Here is a 24253-nt window from a genome sequence, read left to right as displayed (position 1 = left end):
GTCAGACAGCAAAAATGTTGACTGATACACCGCTTTCGCGAGCAAGCCCGCTCCCACATTTGATCCGGCCCGGAACAAAAATTGGGTTCGACGCCTGAAAGGTCAGGCGTCGAAGGGTCTATCAGGCTTGCGTCAGTTTTGCCGCGGCACGTTCGAAGCGGTCCAGACCGGCATCGATATCGGCGTCTTCCACCACCAGGCTCGGGGCGAAACGCACCACGTCCGGGCCGGCTTGCAGAATCATCAGGCCTTCTTGTTCAGCGGCGTTGAAGATGTCCTTGGCCTTGCCTTTCCAGGCATCGCTCAGCACACAGCCGATCAACAGACCCAGGCCACGGACCTGGGTGAACAGGCCGTATTTCTCGCCGATCTGCTCAAGGCGTGCCTTGAACTTGTCGTGCTTGGCATTGACGCCAGCCAGCACCTCGGGGGTGTTGATCACGTCGATCACGGCTTCGGCGACAGCACACGCCAGCGGGTTACCGCCGTAAGTGGTGCCGTGGGTGCCGACGACCAGGTGCTTGGCCAGCTCTTCGGTGGTCAGCATGGCGGCGATCGGGAAACCACCGCCCAGGCTCTTGGCGCTGGTCAGGATGTCCGGGATCACGCCGTAATGCTGGTAGGCGAACAGGTGGCCGGTACGGCCCATGCCGGTTTGCACTTCGTCGAACACCAGCAGCGCGTTGTGCTCGTTGCACAGTTCGCGGGCGCCTTGCAGGTAGGCCAGTTCGGCCGGCAGTACGCCGCCCTCACCTTGAATAGGCTCCAGGACCACGGCGCAGGTCTTGTCGGAAACGGCAGCTTTCAACGCAGCCAGATCGTTGTACGGCACGTGGGTGATGCCGGTGATCTTCGGACCGAAGCCATCGGAATACTTCGACTGGCCACCGACGTTCACGGTGAACAGGGTACGGCCGTGGAAGCTGTTGAGCGCGGCGATGATCTCGTACTTCTCGCTGCCATAACGGTCGAACGCGACACGACGGGCCAGCTTGAAGGCGGCCTCGTTGGCTTCGGCGCCGGAGTTGCAGAAGAACGCGCGCTCGGCAAAGGTGGCGTCGACCAGCTTGTGTGCCAGGCGCAGGGCCGGCTCATTGGTGAACACGTTGGACACGTGCCACAGCTTGTTCGCCTGCTCGGTCAAGGCACCGACCAGCGCCGGATGCGCGTGACCCAATACGTTGACGGCGATCCCGCCGGCGAAGTCGATCAGCTCGCGACCGGACTGGTCCCAAACGCGGGAACCGGCGCCACGCACAGGAATGAATGCGGCAGGCGCATAGTTGGGAACCATTACCTGATCGAAATCGGCGCGTTGTACCGCAGCGTGCTCAACGGACATCGGAGTCTCCTGAAGAGAAAACACTCGCCTGAAACTGGCGAGCTTGGTGAGGATTGTAAGGACAGTTTTCGGCCCGGCCTTGCCGCCAAGCGACAACTTCTTATAGCGCAAACCCCGGATTTTCCCGGGTTTACGGCAATGCGACATATAGGGTCGCAAAGGCGCAGTTTAACTGGCGGCGGACGTTTGCGGCAGGCTTGCTGCTTTGTAACTCATGGCAATGGCCCGAGCGCGGTAAATATGTACCGCACAGCGTCCGGGTTCGCGCGGTTTCCTAAGGGCCTCATCCCACTTCGATGGTCACCTTAACCGCATGAATACCCAACATACCGACATTGCTCGCGACACATTCAGGCCAGACGCTCACTATCAGCACCTGATCAACGTGATCCCCTCCTGGCTCCGTCAAGCAACGCCTCAACGGCGTGAGGCGCTGCGCAACAGCACGCCAGGCATTCCGGCCGGGCTCAAGGACGCTCCCCCCCATCAGCATGCAGAACTGGGCAAACTCATTGCCCGCCATGTGACCAGCCAGAACCAGGTTGATCAAATGATGGCAAAGCTGCAGAGCCCCGCCGACTTCGCCGAACCACTTCTCGAAGCGGCGCTCAAGACCCGATTCGGCCTGGAACTGGACGCTCGTAAAACGTTCCTTCGCCTTTATATCCCGGCTCACATTCCATGGCTTCGGCTGAAATCCGGCGCTGCGCGCATCTGGACGGTGTCGCTGCTGGATGCCGCACTGCACAATTTTGAAAGCGCCGAAACCAATGCAGACGCCTTCGAGCCCGCCTCGACTTACATCACGCCCCCCTCTGCTACCGGGCAATTCAATACATTGCCGCAGATACTGGAAAAGATGCCCATCACGGCTTTTACCCGCCTCTGCCGGGAACTGGACATTGGCCAGCGCTATAAAGAGTATCTGGACGACAATCTTGGCATCAGCAATCCCGTGGCCGCGGCAATACTGAAATCGAAGATTCACGACAGCCAGAAAACCGCACTCACCGCTGCCCTGCACATGGCGCAGATGCAAAAATTACTGGGCAGTGACGTCCACCAACTGACTCTTGGCTTGCTCGACAACCTGCCTTCTTTACGTTTGCATGGTCTGCCCTGGGGCTTCCATGAACTGACAATCATGAACGCTCGCCTGACCGGCATCGTTTTGTTTGCACCGGATCTGGAGCGCGCAACAGAAGTGGTCAGAGTGGTGGCCTACATTCCTGACGACCCCGAACACCCGATCAAGGAATACAGTTCAACCGCCGCATTCGCCGAGGAACTTGGTCAGCGCTTGCGTGCCCCCGAATACCAACAGTTTTTCAGTCGATTCATCAATCATGAGGATCGTGGGCACTTTTTCGCGCAGTTGAACAACGAGCTATCACCTTTAACCTGGCAGCCTGTTCCACCGGGCGATCCGCACCCGACCTGGCGAGAGCGCCCCAACCAACGTCCCGACTTACACATTGCGGCCACGCCGGTGAAAGACGATCTCTTGACCCACCTCTACCAGAGCAAGCTCAACAAGATCCTCAACGATGCGCGGGTGATCGCGGTATCCACCGCAACAGTCGACCAGAGAGCCCGCTGGGCGTTATGGGACTCCTTTACCGAAATAGCTTCGACCCTGCTGAACATCGCGGCCTTTATTGCCCTGCCGTTCGTACCTTTCCTTGGCGAGTTGATGCTGGCCTACATGGCCTACCAGTTGCTCGACGAAACCTTCGAAAGCATTGTTGACTGGGCCGAGGGCCACACCACCGAGGCCTTCGAGCATTTCATGGGCGGTGTTGAATCCGCCGTACAACTGGGCACCTTTGCGGTGGGTGGCGTGATCGCGGCGGGAGAATTTCGCGCGATCCTGCCCAAGGAAATCGTGCAGTTCATCGACCGTTTCAATTCGGTGAAGCGGCCCAATGGCGAAACCCGCTATTGGAAACCCGACCTGACCGCCTACGAGCACCCCGCCACACTCCCGGCAGACTCAAAACCGGATTCACTCGGACTGCACAGGCATCAAGGTAAAACCCTGTTACCCCTGGAAGGCAAAAACTACGCCGTCAGCGAGGACTCAGTCATCGGCGAGCATCGCATCGACCACCCCTCCCGCCCTGACGCCTACAAACCACAACTGCGGCACAACGGCACCGGCGCCTGGCAAACCGAACTCGACCAGCCGTTGAGCTGGGACCAGGCCACCGTGCTGCATCGTGTCGGCCCGGACATGCAGCGATTTCCGGTCAGCACCCGCGAGCGCATCCTCAGCATCAGCGGCAGCCACGAAGATGCCCTGCGCAAGATGCACGTGAATGCCGGGCAGGTGCCGCCGTTACTGGCCGACACACTCAAACGCTTCAGGGTCGATCAGGACATACAAACCTTTATCGATCAGATCGGCAGCGACCAGCCGGAGCACTTCCTCAAGGCGGATCCCGTGACACAGCTGGAACTGCTCAATGAAAACGGTTACTGGCCGGCAAACAAAGGCCTGCGACTGATCGACGAAAATGCGCAAACCCTTTGGCAAAGCCCGGCACCCGATGTGCCCGTAGCGCAAATAGATGCCGCCCGTCTCACCGACGGCGACCTGCTGAAAACCTTTCTCCTGACCCTGTCGGACAGTGAAGCCAGAACGCTGATGGGCGAAGAATTCGCTCACCCCTTCCCTGGCCTGGAAAACCGGGCGCTGCGGTTGCGCAAGATACTTGCGCGGCTTGCCGAACAGAAACGGCAAGGCCTGTTCGATCAGCGTTATCGCAGACTCGAACGTGGCGCCAGCGCAGCCATACAAGTGGTCATGGATACCGAGCCCGGACTGCCACGCAGCGTTGCTCAAGCGATTGTGGACACAGCAAGCGACCAGGAACTGCAGCAGCTAAAAAACACAACCATTGCCCCTCGATTAGCCGAACTGAGCCGAGAGGCCGGATTGCAAGTGCGCGTGACACGCGCCTACGAGGGGCTTGATTTGCCATCGACCGAGAACAACCTCGACACCGACCGGCTGGCCTTGCACACCCTGGAAAAACTGCCAGGCTGGACGGGACAGCTACGGTTGGAAATCCGCCAGTACACCCATGAGGGTCTGCTGATCGAGAGCCTTGGCCGTGCCGACGCGCCTCTGCGTAAAGTGCTGGTACTCAGAGAGGACGGCTCTTATCAGGCCTTCGATCATGACGGCGAAGAACTCGGCGGCATGGGCTCGCTCTACACCTGCCTGCTACAGGCCATGCCGGACAGCGAACGCACCGCCCTGAATCTGAATATCGGTGAAGGTGAACGGCTCAAGCAGCTGATTCGCCAGCATGCCTTGAGCCGTGATGCATTGCGCGCGCTGCTGGTTCAACACCCCGATCTCAAACCCACCTACGACCCAAAGGTAATGCGCTTGCTCGGTGGCGGTGACGGGTATCGTCAAATGCCACGCAACACATCTACCTTGCAAGCTCGGGCTCAGACACTGTTCCCCCATCTATCCGCCGAAGAGCTCGACGCCTTCGTCGAACGCTTGCAACAGCACCCAAACGGACCGCGGGCAGAACTGAATCGGCTTATGATTCAACACACGCAGCTCCAGGAAACGCTTTCTTCCTGGCGCGACGACATTCCGCTGTTTATTCCAGACACACAAATCAGGGTCACCCCCGAGCAATTCACTGCACAAAAGCAGCTCCGTCGACAGTTCACCATTGACCTGATGGACTGCTGGCGACAGCAATGGACCCTTCCCGTGACCGCGCTTGAAACAGTCGACTTCAACTTCTTCCAACCGATCATCGGCGAATTGCCAGCCCTGAGCACCGACTTCAGCGGCGTCACAATGCTTACACTGGAAGGCAGCAGCACCACGCGGGGCATGCATGAGTTTCTGCGCAGCTTTACCGGTTTACGCATCCTGAAACTGCGCGATTTCAACCTTGGCCACTTACCGGAAACCCTTCCATCGCTACAACTCGAAGAACTCATTCTGAGCAATTGCGCGATCACCCTCAGCCCCGAAAGCCAGGTCGGGCTCGCGGGCCTGCATCGGTTGACCACAATGGACCTGTACAAGAACCCCTTGGGCCTGACACCCGATGTCGGCAGCATGCCCGATTTGAATTACATCGACGTATCGCAGACGGGCGTTACTGAACTCCCGCGCGAATTATTGACTCGCCCACGCCTGCGCACCGCCCTGCTCAACAACAACCAGATCAAAGAGTTGCCCGGCGGACTTTTCACGTTGCAACAACGCACCCAGGAGGGTTTCGACCTGGGCAATAATCCGCTTTCAAGCGCAGCCCGCGAACGCCTCAAACAGCACTTCCAGCAGACCCGTCAGGACTTCGGTATCTTTGCCGAAGAAACAGATATCCACCGCGCGCAGGCACTGTACCCCTGGATGGACCAGGAAGATGCCAGCAAATTCGTCTACAAACTGCCCGGGACCCTGGATGAGGGGCGAGTCGAACTGACCCGCCTGGGAGTCGAACTCACCACCCTGGAGAACGACCTGTCCGCCTGGACCGGCAATATTCCCGCCGTCCACCCTCACAGCAATCAACCCTTCACTGCCCAGCAACTGCTGATCGAACATTCGACGCGGGACGCATTCAGAGAGTCCGCACTGCGCTGCTGGCGCCGGGAAACCGAGCTGGATGATTTCGACGATTCACTGCAGGCAACTACTTATGACCTGAGCCTGGACACGCGGATTATCGGTAACCTGCCGACACTGAGCGCAGATTTCAGCCATGTTTCTCTGGTTTACCTGAGTAGCGAGAGTGGCCTGACCACAGGCGTCACCGGATTCCTGGAGTGCTTCCCCAAACTCAAGACCCTCGTTATCAACGACTTCAGGCTAGACGATATCCCGGAGGCGATCTTCCGGATGAGCGATTTGAGATCGCTCAATCTCCTCGACTGCAACATCACCCTGACTCCGCAGTCTGCCCTGAACCTGGCCGAGATGGCCCGCCTGGAATTCATCGACTTGAGGAACAATCCGCTGGGGCTGGCTCCGGATATCAGCCAGATGGCGGACCTGGCGACCCTGCAACTGGACAACTGCGGGCTCACCGAATTACCCGCTGGACTGTTGCAGCTCAAGAGCCTGGAAACCGTAGACCTGAGCGACAACGCAATCAGCCGGATACCCGCCGACCTCCTCGAACTGCCGCTGGAGGTCGCCGAAAGCATCAACTTGCGGGGCAATCCGTTCTCCGAAGACAGCCTGCAGACCCTGATCGAGTATTTCAGGCTGACCAGTGTCGACTTCGGCATTCAGGAAGTGATCGATCGGGCAGAATTGGAGGTGTCGACGTCCGAGGCGTCCGAACCGGAAGACTGATCGGGATCAGGTGCCGATCAGCCGCGTTCCGGCGGCACCGATGACAATTCGAACGGGCTGCTGCTGCGCCGCTGGTTGCGATCTTCCCGCGGCGTGGCACCGAAGAAATTGCGGTAGGCGCTGGAGAAATGCGGCCCCGAGGAGAAGCCACAGGACAGGCCGATCTGGATGATCGACTTGCTGGTTTGCATCAACATCTGCCGGGCCTTGTTCAGGCGCAGTTCCAGGTAATACTGGCTCGGCACACGGTTGAGGTATTGCTTGAAGATCCGCTCCAGCTGCCGACGGGATACGCACACGTGCTGGGCGATTTCGTCGGTGGTCAGCGGTTCTTCGATGTTGGCTTCCATCAGCAACACCGCCTGGGTGAGCTTCGGATGACTGGAACCGAGGCGGTTCTGCAACGGAATGCGCTGGCGCTCGCCGCCCTCGCGGATGCGCTCGACCACCAGTTCTTCGGACACCGCACCGGCCAGTTCCGCACCGTGATCGCGGGCCAGCACGGCCAGCAACAAGTCGAGCACCGACATCCCGCCGCACGCGGTCAGGCGATCGCGATCCCAGTCGAACAGGTGACTGGTGGCGATGACCTTCGGAAAGCGCTCGGCGAAATCATCCTGCCAGCGCCAATGCACAGCCGCGCGATAACCGTCGAGCAAGCCCAACTGCGCCAGCGGGTAAACACCGGCCGACAGACCGCCGATCACGCAACCGGAACGCACCAGTTGCTTGAGCGCACTGCTGAGCGCCGGCGCCAGTGCGGTCGGTGGTTCGTCAGCGAGCAGGAACAGTTTCTGGAAGTTTTCGAGCTTGCCGGTCCACGCCTCACCCGGCAATTGCCAGGCGCTTTCGCTCGGCGCTTCGGCCTGCAGGAACGACAGCTCGTAAACCACGTCCGGATGCACACGCTGGGCAACACGCAAGGCCTCCTCAGCCAGCGCAAGCGTCAGTGCTTTAGTGCTGGGCCAAATCAGGAAACCAATTCGATGGGCAGTCATGGGCGAGCGATCCGAAGCGAAGAACAGTGATGAAGGCATGGGCCAATGCTAGCCCGTAAATGAACACAAATCGCAAAACCGGCAAAGATCAAATGTGGGAGCGGGCTTGCTCGCGAAAGCGGTGGTTCAGACAGCAATGATGTTGACTGACACCCCGCCTTCGCGAGCAAGCCCGCTCCCACAGGGGATCCGGGCCAGCCTTTAGACTGCGAAGCATGCACTATCGCAGTGCACAACGTCAGTTCTGATTACTTCAGGCTACCCGACAGGAATTGCTGCAGACGCTCGGATTGCGGGTTCACCAGCACTTCGCGCGGGTTACCGCTTTCTTCAACCACACCTTTGTGCAGGAACACCAACTGGTTCGACACTTCACGGGCGAAGCCCATTTCGTGGGTCACCACGACCATGGTCCGGCCTTCCTGGGCCAGAGCCTGCATGACTTTCAACACGTCGCCAACCAGCTCCGGGTCGAGGGCCGAGGTCGGTTCGTCGAACAGCATCACCTCAGGTTCCATCGCCAGTGCACGGGCAATCGCCACGCGCTGCTGCTCGCCGCCGGACATGTGCCCTGGGTAAGCATCCTTGCGATGGGCCACGCCTACCTTGTTCAGGTAGTGTTCGGCCTTCTCGCGCGCTTCAGCCTTGGACATGCCCAGCACATGCACCGGCGCTTCCATGATGTTTTCCAGCGCGGTCATGTGCGACCACAGGTTGAAATGCTGGAACACCATCGACAGGCGCGAACGCATGCGTTGCAGCTGTTTCGGGTCGGCGGCCTTCAGCGCGCCGTCCTTGTTCGCCACCAGCTTCAGCTCTTCGTTGTTGAGCAGAATCCTGCCCGCGTGCGGCTGCTCCAGCAGGTTGATGCAGCGCAGGAAAGTACTTTTGCCGGAGCCACTGGAACCGATGATGCTGATCACATCGCCGGCTGCCGCTTTCAGGGACACGCCCTTGAGCACTTCGTGACTGCCATAGCGTTTATGCAGGTCTTGGACTTCAAGTTTGTACATGCGGTCGGTTCTCACAAAAACAGTCAGTCAGTGGTATCAGTGCTTGCGCGGGGCCAGGTAGCCCAGCCAGCGGCGCTCGGCCATCTTGAACAGCTTCACCAGGATGAAGGTCAGGCACAGGTAGAACACGCCAGCGGTGATGTACGCCTCGAACGGCAGGTAGAACTGGGCGTTGACCGTGCGCGCGGCACCGGTGATGTCGATCAGGGTCACGATGGACGCCAGACTGGTGGTCTGCAGCATCATGATCACTTCGTTGCTGTACTGCGGCAGCGCGCGACGCAGGGCCGACGGCAGCAGGATGCGCTTGTACATCTTGACCCGCGACATGCCCATGGCCTTGGCCGCTTCGATCTCGCCGTTCGGCGTGGCACGCAGGCTGCCGGCGATGATTTCGGCGGTGTAGGCGCTGGTGTTGATCGCGAAGGCCAGGCACGCACAGAACGTTGCGCTGGACAGCCACGGCCAGAGGAAACTTTCCCGCACGGCTTCGAACTGCGCCAGACCGTAGTAGATCAAGAACAGCTGCACCAGCATCGGCGTGCCGCGGATCACGTAGGTGTAGAGCCAGGCCGACATGTTGACGACCGAGTTCTTCGAGACGCGCATCAGGCCCAGCGGCAAGGCGCACAGCAAGCCGAAGAACAGCGACAGCGCGAGCAGTTTGAGGGTGGTCACCAGGCCGCCAAGGTACAGCGGCATGGCCTCCCAAATGACGTTGTAGTCGAAGATCATAGATCAGCCGCCCTTACGCCTACCGAGTAGCGCTTCTCAAGGTGACGCAATGCCAGCAACGACACACTGGTGATCACCAGGTACATCGCGGCTACTGCGAGGAAGAAGGTGAAAGGCTCGCGGGTGGCATCGGCCGCCTGCTTGGCCTTGAACATCATGTCTTGCAGACCCACCACCGAAATCAGCGCGGTAGCCTTGGTCAATACCAGCCAGTTGTTGGTGAAACCCGGAATCGCCAGGCGAATCATCTGTGGTACCAACACCCGGAAGAACACCTGAAAACTGCTCATGCCGTAGGCCATGCCGGCTTCGGCCTGACCCTTGGGGATCGCCATGAAGGCGCCACGGAAGGTTTCCGACAGGTACGCACCGAAGATGAAGCCCAGGGTGCCGATACCGGCCGCCAACGGGTTCAGGTCGATGTACTCGTCAAAGCCGAGCAGCGGTGCGACGCGGTTGAGCAGGTCCTGGCCGCCGTAGAAAATCAGCAGGATCAGCACCAGGTCGGGAATACCGCGGATCACCGTGGAATACAGGTCGCCCAGCCAGGCCAGCCAGCGCACCGGCGACAGACGCAGTGCCACGCCGATCAGGCCCAGAACGATGGCCATGGCCATGGACGACAAGGCGAGCTGAAGCGTCAGCCAAGCGCCATCGAGGATGACAGCCCCGTAGCCTTTCAACATGATTCAGGTCCTCGAAAGTTGGGATGAAAAAATGGCGCAAACCTCAGAGATCCTGTTGCTTGCGCCATTTCGGACTTGTCGCTGGGACGAATTACTTGCCGTAGATATCGAAGGCGAAGTACTTGTCCTGGATTTGCTTGTACTTGCCGTTCGCACGAATGGCTGCGATGGCGTTGTTGAGCTTGTCCAGATCTTCCTTGTCGCCCTTGCGTACCGCGATGCCTACGCCGTCGCCGAAGTATTTGACGTCGGTGAACGCAGGGCCGACGAAGGCGAAGCCTTTACCGGCATCGGTTTTCAGGAAGCCGTCATCCAAAAGCGTAGCGTCTGCCACGGTGCCGTCGAGGCGGCCGGCGGCCACGTCGAGGTAAATTTCGTTCTGCGAACCGTAAGGCTTGATCTCGGCACCCAGCGGGGCCAGGACTTCGCGGGCGAAACGCTCGTGGATCGAACCACGCTGCACGCCGATGTTCTTGCCCTTGAGCTCGGTCAAGCCTTCGCTGACCTGAGTGCCGGCCTTCATGACCAGGCGAGCCGGGGTGTTGTAGTACTTGTTGGTGAAGTCCACGGACTTCTTGCGATCTTCAGTGATCGACATGGACGACAGGATCGCGTCGATCTTGCGCACTTTAAGCGCAGGGATCAGGCCGTCGAACTCTTGCTCGACCCACACGCACTTGACCTTCATTTCTTCGCACAGCGCGTTGCCGATGTCGTAGTCGAAACCAACGATGCTGCCATCCGGCGCCTTGGACGCGAACGGAGGGTAAGCCGCCTCGATACCGATTTTCAGAGGTTTTTCATCGGCGAAGGTTGGCAAGGACAGCACGGACAGTGCCAGGGCGCCAAGCAGCACGAGTTTCTTCATCTTGGGACTCCATCGGTAAAGGGCAAAAACGGCAGAGTGAGCGACAGCCCAATATGCGAATGAGTGGAACCAGAAAGCAGTGCTGCGTCCTGGGAAGCGGGTGTTGAAATTCAACACGAGCAACGACGAGCGAGTGATCGGCATTCTAACGACAGGCCCGAGGCCGATATTTCTTCAATGCGACAACTAATTACAGAAGCACCGAGAAAGCCGTTTTAGCACGTTGACAGCCCTGCAAAATCATGCAAGAGCAAAAGATAGTGAACCGATCTACGTTGCAAATTGCGGGCCTATTATTGGCAAACCCTTCTAATCCGGCAAGCGCAGTGTAGCGGCTTATTTTTTTGAGGCGCATTTCAGGGCCGGATTTAAGCCCCGGCGTTTCCCAATGCCCCGTATTGGCGCGACGCGGTTACACATTCAGTAACCTGAAATAACACAGGTAACAGTAGGAATTGTCCTGCGGCCGAAGCCGATATTTATTGGCCGTTGTTTATTTGGTGTCAGGCAGACCGCCTTCGCGAGCAAGCCCGCTCCCACAGAGGGGGCTTTAGTGGATGCAAATTTGGTGGTCGACACAGAACCATTGTGGGAGCGGGCTTGCTCGCGAAGGCGGCCTGCCTGACACCACAAAAACCCCAGACAAGAAAAAGCCCTGCCAGGCAAAACCAGGCAGGGCTGTGGATGACTCAGAACCGCCGCTTACGCGACATTCATGGTCTTGTGGGTATCAATCAAATGCTGCACCACACTCGGATCAGCCAGGGTGGAAATATCCCCCAACCCATCATATTCAGCCGTGGCAATCTTGCGCAGAATCCGGCGCATGATCTTGCCCGAACGAGTCTTCGGCAGTCCCGGCGCCCACTGGATCACATCCGGTGAAGCAATCGGGCCGATCTCCTTGCGCACCCAGTTTTTCAGTTCCAGGCGCAGCTGTTCGTTCGGCTCTTCACCGTTCTTAAGGGTGACATAGACATAAATGCCCTGCCCCTTGATGTCGTGCGGCACGCCAACCACAGCGGCCTCGGCGACTTTCGGGTGCGCGACCATCGCGCTTTCGATCTCGGCGGTGCCCATGCGGTGGCCGGACACGTTGAGCACGTCGTCCACGCGACCGGTGATCCAGTAGTAACCATCGGCATCGCGACGGGCGCCGTCACCGGTGAAGTACATGCCACGGAAAGTCTTGAAGTAAGTGTCGACGAAGCGGTCATGGTCGCCAAACAGCGTACGCGCCTGGCCTGGCCACGAATCGAGAATCACCAGGTTGCCCTCGGCCTCGCCTTCGACGATGTTGCCCAGGTTGTCCACCAGGGCCGGCACCACGCCGAAGAACGGACGCGCCGCAGAGCCTGGCTTGAGCGCATGAGCGCCCGGCAGCGGGCTCATCATGTTGCCGCCGGTTTCGGTCTGCCACCAGGTGTCGACGATCGGGCAACGGGACTTGCCGACATTCTTGTAGTACCAGTCCCAGGCTTCCGGGTTGATCGGCTCGCCCACCGAACCCAACAGGCGCAGGCTGCTGCCATCGGCGCCTTCAACGGCGGCAGTGCCCGAGGCCATCATGGCGCGGATCGCGGTCGGTGCGGTGTAGAGGATATTGACCTTGTGCTTGTCGACGATCTTCGCCACCCGGGTGATGTCCGGGTAGTTCGGCACGCCTTCGAACAGCAGCGTGGTCGCGCCATTGGCCAGCGGGCCGTAGACGATATAGCTGTGGCCGGTGACCCAGCCGACGTCGGCGGTGCACCAGTAGATTTCACCCGGGCGGTAGTCGAACACGCGCTCGTGGGTCATGGCCGCGTACAGCAAGTAGCCGCCGGTGGTGTGTTGCACGCCCTTCGGCTTGCCGGTGGAGCCGGAGGTGTAAAGGATGAACAGCGCTTCTTCGGCACCCATCTCTTTCGGCGCGCACACGGTGCCGGCCACTTTCATCAGGTCCTCGAACCAGATGTCGCGATGCTGGTTCCACTTGATGTCGCCACCGGTGCGCTTGCACACGATGACTTTCTGGATGCTGCTGGTTTCCGGGTTGGTCAGCGCGTCGTCGACGTTGGCCTTGAGCGGGATCTTCTTGCCGGCACGAATGCCTTCGTCGGCAGTGATCACCACTTTGGATTTGCAGTCGATGATGCGACCGGCCAGGGCCTCCGGGGAGAAGCCGCCGAACACCACCGAGTGAATCGCGCCGATCCGGGTACAGGCCAGCATGGCGACCACGGCTTCGGGGATCATCGGCATATAGATAGTCACCACGTCGCCGCGGTGCACGTCCTGGCCACGCAGGGCGTTGGCGAACTTGCACACTTGCTCGTGCAGTTCGCGGTAGGTGATGTTGCGGCTTTCGGCAGGGTCATCGCCCTCCCAGATGATCGCGACCTGATCGCCGCGCTCGGCCAGATGACGGTCCAGGCAGTTGTAGGAAACGTTCAGGGTGCCGTCGGCGAACCATTTGATGTCGACATGGTGATCGTCGAAGGAAGTCTGCTTCACCGTGGTGAAAGGCTTGATCCAGTCGAGGCGCTTGGCTTGCTCGCGCCAGAAGCCGTCGGGGTTGACGACCGACTGCTGGTACATCGCCTTGTAGGTCGCCTCGTCGGTCAGCGTGTTAGCCAGAACCTCGGGACGAACGGGATACAGGGAAGCCGCACTCATCTTTCTTACCTCGGTGGAATAGTTGTTTTTGTATGACCCTGTTTTAGCCGGGCCGGGGCTATAGAACCATTCGACGATGGTAGTAACAAGTCCCTACAAAGTGTCGTGAAAAACCGTCAACCCCACTACCACTGCGGTACCTGTGGGAGCGAGCTTGCTCGCGATGGTCGTCAACGATAACGCACCCAATCTGACACCCCGCAGTGCAAGTTCACACCTGCAAAAGAAGAGGTTATTCAGGGATTGTTACAGGATCTGTCAAAAGTGTTTATCAAAACCACGCCTATATGGACGAAGCGTCGACGCCTAAAATCAGCCACGCCAACAAGGCAACCTGATTAACCCAGTTGCAGCCCCCACGAAGGCAGTTAATCAAACCCCTGATACCGAAGCTCCACACGCAATCCCAAAAAGATTGCGTGCCCCCTTTCGACCTCTAAAAGGTAAATTTCAAATGAAAGCTTTATTGGTTCTGGCCCTCAGCAGTCTGTGCGCAACCGCCATGGCAAACGAGGTCCCGACTGATGTCGCGCAGCAACAACCAGCAATAGAGGAATACACCTACTCCACCCACCTGGACATCGCCAAAGTGATCTCCATGAGCGAAGCCCCGAACGTGTGTGAAGTTGTGCCGATGAAAATGGAATACGAAGACTCCCACGGCCAACGACATATCCTGCGCTACAGCATGGTGGGCAATGGCTGCTCCAACGGCTGATCCCCCGCTTCACCCCTCCCCCAAAAGGTTCGACCCACCCGCCGCGATCAGGCAGATGAAGCGCCGAACCTTAATGATCGATTAAGTCGATTATTTTAAGCATTTATTTGCGCTTTTTAATCGAAATGATCGGCATAGAATCAACTGCAACCCAAGACAAACAACACCCACGAATCTGGAGCAACAACCATGAAAACCCAACTGATCCTCGCCCTGACCCTCTCCGTCCTGGCAGCCAACACCTTCGCCGCCGATGGTTACGACCGCACCGGCTCGGCTGCTTACACCACTGAAGCCACTGTCGCTTCCGACGGTTCTGACCACACCGGTGCCGCCCGCCTCGCCGCCGATGGTGCCGATCACGTTGGCGCAGGCAAACTGGCTTCCGACGGCTCTGACCACACCGGCGCCGCCCGCCTCGCCGCCGATGGTGCCGATCACGTTGGCGCAGGCAAACTCGCCTCCGACGGCTCCGACCACACCGGCGCAGCCCGTCTAGCCGCCGATGGTGCCGATCACGTCGGTGCCGCTCGCCTGAGCTGATCCGCCAGCGTGACTTCACAGCCCGACTTCGGTCGGGCTTAGTTGTGTCTGGAGCCTGAGAAAACCCCACCGAAACACAAGATGTAGTGAAAAAAGCCTTTTTTGGTCATTTCTTGAACAAAAATAATCCGAGGCAAAAAATTAAGAAAAAAAATCTTCCCCCGCCAACATCGTTCAAAGCCCTGTAAACCCTCACTCCGACCGAAAAACGGCCCCCGTCGACCGTTCCGTGAGCCATTTCGCCGCACCACAGCACGCAAAACTTCCCTATAATGCGGCCTTAAACGGGCCTGCAATATTCCCTTACAGGGACGAAAAGCCAGTCTGAAGCCCCGCACAAGCGATCAACGCTTGCTGCGCCCATCAGTGGCTCTCGGAACCCCGTACAAAATTCTGTTTGATGCCTGCGTATAGCTGCCGCAAAAAACGATTCCTTTAGATCCAACGCGGCCAGTAAGGCCGTGTGAAAAACCGACCTATCCAATTTCACACGGGCACACTGGCCCTCACGCAGGAGACGACACGTCATGCTGAGCTGGGACGAATTCGACAAAGAAGACACGGAAGTAGCAGTCAAGAGCGCCAACGCTGGCCACGCCACCGAAGCCAACATGGACCGTCTCGACAGCGCCGGCGGTGCCGCCGCCCTGGAAGCCCGTGCCGTGACCGCCGCTGACTCCGCCGCCGTTGCCCGCGCCAAAGCTGCCCTGGACTCCCTCGACGTCGCCGAAGGCCTCGCCGAACTCGAAGGCGCCTCCGCCCGTGTCGCCGTTGACGAAAAGCGCATGATCAACTGCCGCGCCGACCTCAACCAACTCGTACCCTTCAAGTACGACTGGGCCTGGCAGAAGTACCTGGACGGCTGCGCAAACCACTGGATGCCGCAAGAAGTCAACATGACCGCCGACATCGCCCTCTGGAAAAACCCGGAAGGCCTGACCGACGACGAGCGCCGCATCGTGATGCGCAACCTCGGCTTCTTCTCCACCGCCGACTCCCTGGTTGCCAACAACCTGGTCCTGGCCGTGTACCGCCTGATCACCAACCCGGAATGCCGCCAGTACATCCTGCGCCAGGCCTTCGAAGAGGCGATCCACACCCACGCCTACCAGTACTGCATCGAATCGCTGGCCATGGATGAAGGCGAAATCTTCAACATGTACCACGAGATCCCATCGGTCGCGAAAAAAGCCACCTGGGGCCTGAAATACACCCGCTCGATCTCCGATCCAAAGTTCGAAACCGGCACCGTCGAAACCGACAAAGAACTGCTGCGCAACCTGATCGCCTACTACTGCGTTCTGGAAGGCATCTTCTTCTACTGCGGCTTCACCCAGATCCTCTCCATGGGCCGCCGCAACAAAATGACCGGCGTCGCCGAGCAGTTCCAGTACATCCTGCGCGACGAATCCATGCACCTGAACTTCGGCATCGACGTGATCAACCAGATCAAAATCGAAAACCCGCATTTGTGGGATGCCGAGATGAAGGAAGAAGCTTCTCAGATGATTCTGCAAGGTACTCAGCTGGAGATCGAATACGCGCGTGACACCATGCCTCGCGGCGTGTTGGGCATGAATGCGGCGATGATGGAGGACTACCTCAAGTTCATCGCTAACCGTCGCCTGTCGCAGATCGGCTTGAAGGAAGAGTATCCAGGGACGACTAACCCGTTCCCTTGGATGAGCGAGATCATGGACTTGAAGAAAGAGAAGAACTTCTTTGAGACTCGGGTTATTGAGTATCAGACTGGCGGGGCTTTGAGCTGGGATTGATTCTGGGTTTATTAGCGATTCGCTAATCGCATTTAAATAGCAGAACTAAAAAGCCCCGATCTAATCGGGGCTTTTTAGTTTCAACAGCTAATCATCAAGCAAGCTTAGGCGTAGCTCTCTTCACCCTTCGCCTCTTCAGCAAAGCGTTGGTCGTAATCCCTTACCTTGTCGAACAGGATACCAAACACCACTTTCGAGATCTTTGACGCTAGTAATGGTGGCACTGCGTTTCCAACTTGGTGGAACTGGTCGGTTCTGCTGCCCTGGAAGAAATAGTTGTCTGGAAATGTCTGGATACGAGCGGCTTCTCTAACAGACAAACTCCGGCATTGAGTTGGATCGTAATGAATAAAATAATGTCCATCTTTGGAGATATGACTTGTAATAGTTGTTGCGTACCGTTCTTCAATCTGAACTCTAAATCGATCGCTAAACTTTCCTGTTTCCCAGTTCTTATGGTCGGGTGCCAGACCCTTTAGGAAGAACCCCTCATGCCCTTTAGGCGAAGAACCATGAAGCTTTGCATACACAGCAGCAAATAGGTATCTACGTAGATCCGTCGGCATATGCCCACGAGACTCATGATTCAGCCAATAGTCTAAATTTTCGTCTAAATACCACTCGTCCAGGCTCGAACTATTGGTCGAGCCATCATCCTTCGCATCTTTTCTTTTTACCCTTTTCCCACCAGGACTCACCGGCACGTCTGGCCCCTCAAAGGCTCTAGACAGATCTTGAAACCCAGACCATAGCTCTACGTTGACAGGATTGGTCTGGCTTTGAAGATGATCCAGCTGCTCTGTAACAACATCAATCCAGCCTGCTTGGCTGTCCTCGGTTTTTGAAAGCCCACTGCGAAGTCTAGGCAGGTTATTTAGCACCTGACCTACTGAAACCTTTGACTCTTTGCATTTTTCAGAAGCCAGCTTTACCCAATCATTCGACGCTGGAAGACTATCTGTAGCAATACCTAAAAGGATTACCCGATGCCTTGCTTGGGGAATACCATAATCCTCTGCCCTAATGATGAAGGCTTTTGGGTCAATCTTTTCCACATCCTCACCAGGACCAAAAGAACTGCCAGTTACCAGTGAGTAGATACGGTACTGCTTGCCCACCCCATCTAGGTGAAGAGCTTGGCCAGGGTCCGAAAGGTCTTTCAAAATGTTCGAAAATATCCGCTCATTGTTAACCTTGGAAGAGAGAATTCCCTTTACATTTTCCATGACGAACATTGTGGGCTGCCTCTCCCGAATGATTCGCAGGTATTCCTTGTATAGGAAATGTCGGTGGTCTTCCTCTGCCTTGTAATCAACCTTGGACTGGTTCCGCGCACGCCCAACAATAGAATATGCCTGACATGGAGGTCCACCGATCAGCACCCACGGGCGCCTTTCGTTCAGTCCGTCGTTCAGGGCTTCATCTAGGGTTGTATTGCCTTGGTCACTCCCCAGTGTGATGCACTTGGCTTCCTTCCCCGCCAAGTCCCACAGGTACTCTGTATTAACAGATGGCTCAAATGTGTCTGGTGCTTTTGGATCGTTGCAGAAATTGTAGTATTCAAAAAGCAGGTCTGGTCTTCGCTTTTTGAGCAGTCGATAGAACGCACGTAACCGGAGGGTTTGCCAAGCTTTTGGGTCTTTTTCCGCAGAAACAACGATCTCGAAGCGCCCCCCTCCACCAGATGAAGTAAAACCTTCACCAAGCCCTCCAGGGCCGGCAAAGAGGTCTACGATCTGGATCGGCTCATTGAGAAACCCGATAGGCTCAGGGGTCACATCTTCTGGAAGATTCAGATTTATCTGGGAGTCATTCATGGACATAGTCAGCAAAGAAGTCAGGTCTCGCATGATGGCTGGCATCCGTGGTAGCGATACATCTCCGGAAATAAAAGTCCGGCGCATGCTGCATCGGTATGGTTTCAGGTATCGCTTGCATCAACGGAATCTACCTGGAAGACCCGATCTGGTGCTATCACGCTATCGGGTCTGTATTTTTGTTCATGGCTGTTTCTGGCACAGACACGCTGGCTGCCGCTACGCAACCACTCCAAGAACCAATGACGAATTCTGGCGAATAAAGTTTGACCAGAACGTTGCCAGAGATGCCGAGAACAAGAAAAGCCTACTGGCATCGGGTTGGCGCGTTTTCGAACTATGGGAGTGCGGTATACGTGGGCCAGAAACCGAAATGAACTGGATTTTGGATGCGATCAGGGATTGTAATCAAAAATTCGTCTCTTGGCCTGACCTCATTACTGGTACAGCCTCAGAAATTCGTAGGTCAGCCGAGCCAGACCGAAACGATGCCTAGACGCCGACTCCCGATTTTCACCGACCTCACCGTCCCAAAACCGCTAAAGCCTCAGCGCCCATAAACGCCCCCCCCTTTGCGACGCCGCCAATCGCAATACACGCAAAAAAAACTTGACCAATCGTCAAACATTATCTAAATATTCACTAAACATTTCAGAAATATTCTGTTTTCTTGTAGGATTTTTGGGGCTCTCATGTCAGAAAAAAGAGAAAAATTTGTAAGGTTGGCAGAGCAACGTGTAAATCGTGCCCTCAACGACATACGTCTGATCGGAAACCTTTCCAACCGAAGCGCATACAGCTTTACAGATGACGACATAAAAAAGATCTTCAAGACTCTACAGAAGGAGCTGGATCAGGCAAAAATGCGCTTCTCTGACGCCGAAAATGCCGCTGGTGGCGACTTCAAGCTGTAGCAGTAATTGTTCTGGATCTACTACGAATAGGGAGAATTGATTGTGGCTCATTGGCAGTTTCGCCCGCTGAATCCGAACGAGACTTCAGGGTCTAGCATTTCAGACGACAATTTCGCGGATGAAGAGCGTACCAGCGTTGAAATCCTCGTCCGCGAAACGCTGCAGAATCCATTGGATGCGCGAAGCAGCGAAAGCGTTGTTCGCGTTGAATACAAGCTGGTCACGGTGGACTTGGCCACCACCAAGTTCGCTCGATCCATCTTCTCAGACGATTGGAAAAAGCACTTCCTAGCCGGCGAACTGATAGAGAGCGATGCACTCCCTAACGAGATGACGTTTCTTGTCATCGAGGATTTCGGAACAACCGGTCTGGAGGGGTGCTATACGGACTCGTCATGTGAGGGCTCGACTGAAAATTGGAATGCATTCTGGTTCCGCGAAGGCGAAGGCGCGAAAACGACAAAATCCAATGGTGGAGCTGGTCAAGGAAAAATCACCTTGTACCTGGCTAGCAAGTTGAGGAGCGTTTTTGCCCTAACTAAGCGCAAATCAGATGACATCGAACTTCTGTTCGGCTGCTGCCGCTTCAAACGTAACTACAAGCTGCCCGACGACAATAGACGCTGGGCAAAGGAAGCAAGGTGGGGAGCAATCAATGACCCGAACGAACTCGCGGTCCCCATCGACAAAACTCAGATACTTGACGGAATTAAGGGCGAACTCGGATTAGCTAGGGAAGCAGAAGCCGGAACGACCTTTATTGTCCCAATGCCGGCGGGGGACATCACGGAAAAGGCGCTGCGAAATGCCGTGGTCAACGAGTTCTTTTTCGCCATCAATCGTGGTCGTCTAGTGGTGAAAGTCGGCAATATTACTTTGGATACCTCAAGTATCGCCGACGTGGCGAGTAACATGGGTGGGGATTGCCGGCTGGCCAAGGGTTACCGCGATTTTCTCGCACTAACTGCGAAGGATGCGGATGAAGCGGTCACTGCCACGGCAAAGGATTCGTGGTCGAAAGAAGCGAGGTTGACAATAGGTGCATTCGAGGAAGCTGAGCTGACTTCATTGAAGGAAAAATTCGGCAACTCCGAAATGGTTTCGGTGGATTTCATCATCCCGGTCAAAAAGAAACAACCGAAAGAAACCTCAACGGCAAAATTCCGAGTTTTCCTCCAGCAAGACGAAAGCGCAGAGCAGAGCCAAGAGCTGTTCGTTCGGCAAGACTTAGGAATCGATGGCGAAAAGAGATTGAAGGCAGCACGAATCATCGTCCCGGTGATGGCTCTTACCTTCATTCAGGATCCCAAGCTTTCCGATTTGCTAGTGGCAGCCGAAGAGCCAACCCATCGCAACTGGAATGCTAAGCGGCCGAAGGTCGTGGCTCAATACTTTTCGCCTAATGATGCGCTGAATGCGGTTCGCAATGCAGCGCTTCGACTAGTGCAACTGATCTCACCGGAAGGCAAAAAGGATGACACCGCCTTGGCGATTTATTTCGCCGATCCGGCTTCCGAACCTGCCAAACGTTTAGGTGGCGGCGGGGTAATGCCGGAAACACCTAAGGGTGAACAACAACCGCCGAAAGAAATTCCGAAGCCAAAACCCAAACCTGTCGTACTCAAGATTCTTGATAAAGGATTCGAGGTTCGTGCGAATGCAGCGGAAGGATTCAATTACCCGATTGATTGTAAAATTACTCTGGCCTACGCCACCGTGGTAGGAGACGCATTCAAACTGTGGGATGCAGCCGACTTCTGGATCGGTGATGAATCGTTGTATCCACGCAAGCATTCAAGGATTTCCGAGCCTACCACTTCACTTAATACGATGAGCTTCCGTTTGGACGATGAAAACTCTTGGCTGTCAGTTGCCGGTTTTGATAGCAACCGCCAGCTTGAAATCCGCGTGAAGTATCAGGAGGTATCCGATGGGGCAAATAACGAGGACAACTAATCCCACCCGATTAAGACAGATCGACAAGAAGCACTTCGTGGTACGAGTCAGGAATGACTCCTCTGATGGCAGAGTTTTCTGGTTGGACAGCTTCGATTATGGGGCGGCTGATCTTGATCCTTCCGTGCTGCTGGGCTGTATCGTCCATGCAGGAAGTACGGAAGAATATTTCGAACTTGGCCCTTTGTCCGAGTTCAAGAAAACTCCTACGAGCATCCGGGACATTGCCACAGACAAACCGTTGAAATTCAGGTTCATTTTTAACAAACCGGGCGAATCACGGCTCATCGGATACACGGACAATGTCAGGGCATTGGATGAGGCCGGCAATCTCGGCTCCAGCCTAGTGGACATTGAGCCCACGGATCTGCACGGCATCGCTTGGAAACTTGTACTTCCAGAGGGAAAGGGCTCGGGCGATAAACCGAATGTGCTAGTGGAACGATCTTTATTCCCCACCGCCGCTTCTGCAGTAAATCAACCTTGGTTTGGCGCTCTTGTTATGCCTGAAGTCATGCGCCAAGTTGCAATTGCAATTGCAAAAGATCCATCGGCACTCGATGACCCGGAAACTTGGATTGCAGCATGGGCTGACTTCATCGTCACATTGGGTGCTAGTCCTCCCATCGAGTTCGAGGAAGATGACATCCTAGTTCAAGAGGCATGGGCCGATGACGTTGTCACGAGGTTTGCTGCAAAGGGAATTTTCAAACACCACATGGCTGAGGCTTTGGCAGAGATGGAAGGTGAATAGTCATGACTAACCAAGTCCGATCACTGAGTGAAGTCGGCATCGCCAAGCTTGCAGCATGGATCGACAACCCTACCAGCGCGGCTCCAAGAGAGCTTTTGAAGGACGATACATTTACCGATGTTGTTGATGGTGAATACCCGATCGACTTGTCCAGAAAGTTTTCAACCAGCTTCGAGCTGGGGGAATACCTAGCAAACCAGGTTTTTGTAGGCAAAGTGGACCGATTTGCCCTACTTTCAAATCATGGTATGTGGGCATGGATTTCGCTAGCTTTCATGGAAAGCTTAGTGAGTAAAGGTCGAGGCACTGGTGTAGGAAAGCCTTTAGCAAAACCGCACTACATCATGCAGTCTCCGCGACTGGCCTACCGCCTGGTTGCTCGAACTGCATGGGACTTGGTAAGCCTACATGGAACAGCAGCCAAGGTTGCCTTGGGTTCCCTGAGATCACCATGGGGTGAAATGGCCGAACAGATGGCGTCGCGCCAGGAAATCTACGCCCATCGAAGTTTTTGGCCGGTAGCCAATTCGCTCTATGCCATGCCTGATGGTTCGGTAAAAAAAGGGGTGACTTCTCAGCGCCAGAAGAAAGATCGCTGCGATCCGAAGAGTAAAGCTGGGTTGGGTGGCATCCGTCGCCTACCTTTCACCTTCAAACAATTCGAGCGCACTTACAATTTGCGTCAGATGGCCAGCGACGAAATTGCGACACTGCTGCCTACTGAGTACGTCAAATGGCGTGAGGGGAACTGATCAACCGATCCGAAACTGCACACTCAGGAACAGGTTGTGCGCAGTTTCGTACATCGCTCAGGATTGCACGCGGCCTGCACGTCAACCTCTCGCGTAATCCGAGGAGGCTTTCGTGCATGGCTGCGTTTGGCATCAACATCCCAAGTGCAAGTACGCACACTGCCCACAGAGTCAACTTCTGACAGAGCAAGCCTGATGAAGAATGCTGAAAGATCTCTCAAAACTCAGCAAGTGCTAGGCAGGGTTGGAGGTTGTGACAATTGGGGAATGCCACACCAAAAACAGAGAACTCCTACGTACTGAAATCCGAAAGATATTCGAATTGAGTGCTTAAGCCCTCCAGCTTGCAGTTGAAAAATCATTACCGTTTTTTCACTGTTGACCACGCGGCATTGACCCTCTAGGCTTCCAATTCGGCGCCTAAGAAACGCCTCAACCAGAGCGGTCCTCCGCACCCGACAGTCATGCGGCTTTTTTTCGTCTGCGGTTTCTCTACGCCTGCGAGAAAATTCCCGTTATGTCGGGAGTGGGCGAATACAAGACCCGAAAGGGGAATATGTCCGGCCCGTCTCTGGTGGGTTTCTTAGCTCCCGACACCCTTAACGAATGCCCTAAGAAAGCAACCAGAGGTAAAGGAAATGCCTGACCATCCGACCTTCACGATGAAGGTGACTCGCCGTGCCCACAGATCCAGCTACGCGCTTCCGCTCCAGGAGGCCCGCCATGCCTGAATTACTCAAACCCACCCTCTTCATTCGTCACAATGTCCACCTGCATGCCCTTCTTTTGGAGAACCAGGCGTGGTTCTGCGCACATGATCTAGGGCGGCTGATGGGCAAACATCTAGATGAGCGCGTAACTCGCAAGCTCGATGCGGACCAGAGGCAAATGATGCTCGTTGACCTCTATGGCGCGGCTAAAGAGCGTTTGATGGTGAGCGAGTCAGGTGTGTATGCATTGTTGATTTATCACTACTGCCCTGAGAACCGGTTGTTGCGAGAGTGGCTGACTCATCAGGTGGTACCTGCGCTACGTGATGCGCGGCCGTTGCGGATGGTGGAGCGCCCGACGTTGAGTCTGCTGGATTGGCCGAAGATGTCGCTCTGTATGTTGCATTGGCAAGATGAGCCGTGGATTCGATTGCGGGATATGCCGTGTGTGTTGGCGGATGATCCTTTCAATCGGCGTGAGTCCTGGTGGCGTAAGGCCTCTCGGGTTATGCGCGGATTCTGATCTCTCGGCAGTCTCAAACAATCCGCTGCTTGAGTTTCAGGTAGCGGATTTGGTTTAAGTGGCGCATTCACTGACGCCATCGCGAGCAAGCTCGCTCCCACAGGGATTGGCGGCGCACACCGCAAGCCAGTCCCCCACTCAACGCCCCAC

Annotated in this window: 18 protein-coding genes; 10 read left to right on the top strand and 8 right to left on the bottom strand. The window is 56.2% G+C overall.

The genetic code is table 11. From position 1 onward, the window contains the following. Window positions 1-121: 121 nt before the first annotated feature. Complete coding sequence (locus KGA98_RS26860; protein WP_223504634.1) at window positions 122-1342, bottom strand: aspartate aminotransferase family protein; 1221 nt, start codon at window positions 1340-1342, stop codon at window positions 122-124. Window positions 1343-1655: 313 nt separating this feature from the next. Here KGA98_RS26860 and KGA98_RS26855 point away from each other — a divergent pair, with 313 nt between their 5' ends. Continuing rightward, complete coding sequence (locus KGA98_RS26855) at window positions 1656-6683, top strand: dermonecrotic toxin domain-containing protein (RefSeq protein ID WP_223504632.1); 5028 nt, start codon at window positions 1656-1658, stop codon at window positions 6681-6683. Window positions 6684-6700: 17 nt separating this feature from the next. Here KGA98_RS26855 and argR read toward each other — a convergent pair whose 3' ends face one another. From argR to acs, 6 genes are all read right to left on the bottom strand, one after another. Then, complete coding sequence (gene argR, locus KGA98_RS26850; RefSeq protein ID WP_150812124.1) at window positions 6701-7681, bottom strand: transcriptional regulator ArgR; 981 nt, start codon at window positions 7679-7681, stop codon at window positions 6701-6703. Window positions 7682-7929: 248 nt separating this feature from the next. After that, entirely contained in the window at window positions 7930-8694 is a 765-nt protein-coding gene (locus KGA98_RS26845) for an ABC transporter ATP-binding protein (protein ID WP_223504630.1), read from the bottom strand. A 36-nt stretch (window positions 8695-8730) separates the two neighbouring features. Beyond that, window positions 8731-9429 carry an ABC transporter permease gene (locus KGA98_RS26840; RefSeq protein WP_056724135.1) on the bottom strand — a complete coding sequence of 233 codons (699 nt, stop codon included), beginning with the start codon at window positions 9427-9429 and terminating at the stop codon, window positions 8731-8733. Then, window positions 9426-10115 carry an ABC transporter permease gene (locus KGA98_RS26835; RefSeq protein ID WP_015096506.1) on the bottom strand — a complete coding sequence of 230 codons (690 nt, stop codon included), beginning with the start codon at window positions 10113-10115 and terminating at the stop codon, window positions 9426-9428. Before KGA98_RS26835 ends, KGA98_RS26840 begins: the two co-directional genes overlap by 4 nt. 91 nt (window positions 10116-10206) lie before the next feature. After that, on the bottom strand, window positions 10207-10983 hold the full coding sequence (locus KGA98_RS26830) for an ABC transporter substrate-binding protein (RefSeq protein WP_056724133.1): 777 nt from the start codon (window positions 10981-10983) through the stop codon (window positions 10207-10209). 702 nt (window positions 10984-11685) lie between these two features. Next, a complete protein-coding gene (gene acs / locus KGA98_RS26825; RefSeq protein WP_090457340.1) occupies window positions 11686-13641 on the bottom strand; it encodes an acetate--CoA ligase in 1956 nt (651 codons plus the stop codon). Between the two features lie 454 nt (window positions 13642-14095). On the opposite strand from acs, the gene KGA98_RS26820 reads away from it, so the two are divergent. The 3 genes from KGA98_RS26820 (at window position 14096) to KGA98_RS26810 (ending at window position 16677) form a co-directional block, all read left to right on the top strand. Next, window positions 14096-14359, top strand: coding sequence for a DUF2790 domain-containing protein (locus KGA98_RS26820; RefSeq protein ID WP_223504628.1), 264 nt, complete (start codon window positions 14096-14098; stop codon window positions 14357-14359). Window positions 14360-14548: 189 nt separating this feature from the next. Continuing rightward, window positions 14549-14902 (top strand): hypothetical protein, encoded by a 354-nt coding sequence (locus tag KGA98_RS26815; protein WP_223504626.1) that lies wholly within the window; start codon window positions 14549-14551, stop codon window positions 14900-14902. Window positions 14903-15429: 527 nt separating this feature from the next. Continuing rightward, window positions 15430-16677: a ribonucleotide-diphosphate reductase subunit beta gene (locus KGA98_RS26810; RefSeq protein ID WP_007978181.1), complete on the top strand. Its 1248-nt coding sequence runs from the start codon at window positions 15430-15432 to the stop codon at window positions 16675-16677. Between the two features lie 104 nt (window positions 16678-16781). Here the strand turns inward: KGA98_RS26810 and KGA98_RS26805 are convergent, their stop codons facing one another. Beyond that, window positions 16782-18494, bottom strand: a complete 1713-nt coding sequence (locus tag KGA98_RS26805) for a DNA cytosine methyltransferase (protein WP_178086776.1) — start codon at window positions 18492-18494, stop codon at window positions 16782-16784. Here KGA98_RS26805 and KGA98_RS26800 point away from each other — a divergent pair. From KGA98_RS26800 to KGA98_RS26775, 6 genes are all read left to right on the top strand, one after another. Further along, window positions 18493-18990 carry a very short patch repair endonuclease gene (locus tag KGA98_RS26800; RefSeq protein WP_223504624.1) on the top strand — a complete coding sequence of 166 codons (498 nt, stop codon included), beginning with the start codon at window positions 18493-18495 and terminating at the stop codon, window positions 18988-18990. The two genes, KGA98_RS26805 and KGA98_RS26800, sit on opposite strands and share 2 nt — an antisense overlap. Before the next feature lie 196 nt (window positions 18991-19186). Continuing rightward, a complete protein-coding gene (locus KGA98_RS26795) occupies window positions 19187-19408 on the top strand; it encodes a hypothetical protein (protein ID WP_223504622.1) in 222 nt (73 codons plus the stop codon). Window positions 19409-19450: 42 nt separating this feature from the next. Continuing rightward, window positions 19451-21364: a hypothetical protein gene (locus tag KGA98_RS26790; RefSeq protein WP_223504619.1), complete on the top strand. Its 1914-nt coding sequence runs from the start codon at window positions 19451-19453 to the stop codon at window positions 21362-21364. Next, on the top strand, window positions 21339-22118 hold the full coding sequence (locus KGA98_RS26785) for a hypothetical protein (RefSeq protein ID WP_223504617.1): 780 nt from the start codon (window positions 21339-21341) through the stop codon (window positions 22116-22118). Before KGA98_RS26790 ends, KGA98_RS26785 begins: the two co-directional genes overlap by 26 nt. Window positions 22119-22120: 2 nt before the next feature. Further along, window positions 22121-22870: a hypothetical protein gene (locus tag KGA98_RS26780; RefSeq protein ID WP_223504615.1), complete on the top strand. Its 750-nt coding sequence runs from the start codon at window positions 22121-22123 to the stop codon at window positions 22868-22870. 723 nt (window positions 22871-23593) lie between these two features. Beyond that, on the top strand, window positions 23594-24103 hold the full coding sequence (locus tag KGA98_RS26775; RefSeq protein ID WP_223504613.1) for a Bro-N domain-containing protein: 510 nt from the start codon (window positions 23594-23596) through the stop codon (window positions 24101-24103). The last annotated feature ends 150 nt before the right edge of the window (window positions 24104-24253 follow it).

The sequence above is a fragment of the Pseudomonas sp. BF-R-24 genome (genome assembly GCF_019947335.1).
Lineage (GTDB): Bacteria > Pseudomonadota > Gammaproteobacteria > Pseudomonadales > Pseudomonadaceae > Aquipseudomonas > Aquipseudomonas jessenii.
Note: the sequence above shows the minus strand (reverse complement) of the source record. Positions and strands in the feature narration are given on the sequence as shown.

Bases quoted from the DNA above. Each gene is read 5' to 3' on its own strand.
- KGA98_RS26820 (WP_223504628.1), top strand. From the start codon at position 14,096: ATGAAAGCTTTATTGGTTCTGGCCCTCAGCAGTCTGTGCGCAACCGCC.
- KGA98_RS26835 (WP_015096506.1), bottom strand. From the start codon at position 10,115: ATGTTGAAAGGCTACGGGGCTGTCATCCTCGATGGCGCTTGGCTGACG.
- KGA98_RS26830 (WP_056724133.1), bottom strand. From the start codon at position 10,983: ATGAAGAAACTCGTGCTGCTTGGCGCCCTGGCACTGTCCGTGCTGTCC.
- KGA98_RS26815 (WP_223504626.1), top strand. From the start codon at position 14,549: ATGAAAACCCAACTGATCCTCGCCCTGACCCTCTCCGTCCTGGCAGCC.
- KGA98_RS26800 (WP_223504624.1), top strand. From the start codon at position 18,493: ATGGACATAGTCAGCAAAGAAGTCAGGTCTCGCATGATGGCTGGCATC.
- KGA98_RS26805 (WP_178086776.1), bottom strand. From the start codon at position 18,494: ATGAATGACTCCCAGATAAATCTGAATCTTCCAGAAGATGTGACCCCT.
- KGA98_RS26775 (WP_223504613.1), top strand. From the start codon at position 23,594: ATGCCTGAATTACTCAAACCCACCCTCTTCATTCGTCACAATGTCCAC.
- acs (WP_090457340.1), bottom strand. From the start codon at position 13,641: ATGAGTGCGGCTTCCCTGTATCCCGTTCGTCCCGAGGTTCTGGCTAAC.
- KGA98_RS26780 (WP_223504615.1), top strand. From the start codon at position 22,121: ATGACTAACCAAGTCCGATCACTGAGTGAAGTCGGCATCGCCAAGCTT.
- KGA98_RS26810 (WP_007978181.1), top strand. From the start codon at position 15,430: ATGCTGAGCTGGGACGAATTCGACAAAGAAGACACGGAAGTAGCAGTC.
- KGA98_RS26795 (WP_223504622.1), top strand. From the start codon at position 19,187: ATGTCAGAAAAAAGAGAAAAATTTGTAAGGTTGGCAGAGCAACGTGTA.
- KGA98_RS26840 (WP_056724135.1), bottom strand. From the start codon at position 9,429: ATGATCTTCGACTACAACGTCATTTGGGAGGCCATGCCGCTGTACCTT.
- argR (WP_150812124.1), bottom strand. From the start codon at position 7,681: ATGACTGCCCATCGAATTGGTTTCCTGATTTGGCCCAGCACTAAAGCA.
- KGA98_RS26855 (WP_223504632.1), top strand. From the start codon at position 1,656: ATGAATACCCAACATACCGACATTGCTCGCGACACATTCAGGCCAGAC.
- KGA98_RS26845 (WP_223504630.1), bottom strand. From the start codon at position 8,694: ATGTACAAACTTGAAGTCCAAGACCTGCATAAACGCTATGGCAGTCAC.
- KGA98_RS26785 (WP_223504617.1), top strand. From the start codon at position 21,339: ATGGGGCAAATAACGAGGACAACTAATCCCACCCGATTAAGACAGATC.
- KGA98_RS26860 (WP_223504634.1), bottom strand. From the start codon at position 1,342: ATGTCCGTTGAGCACGCTGCGGTACAACGCGCCGATTTCGATCAGGTA.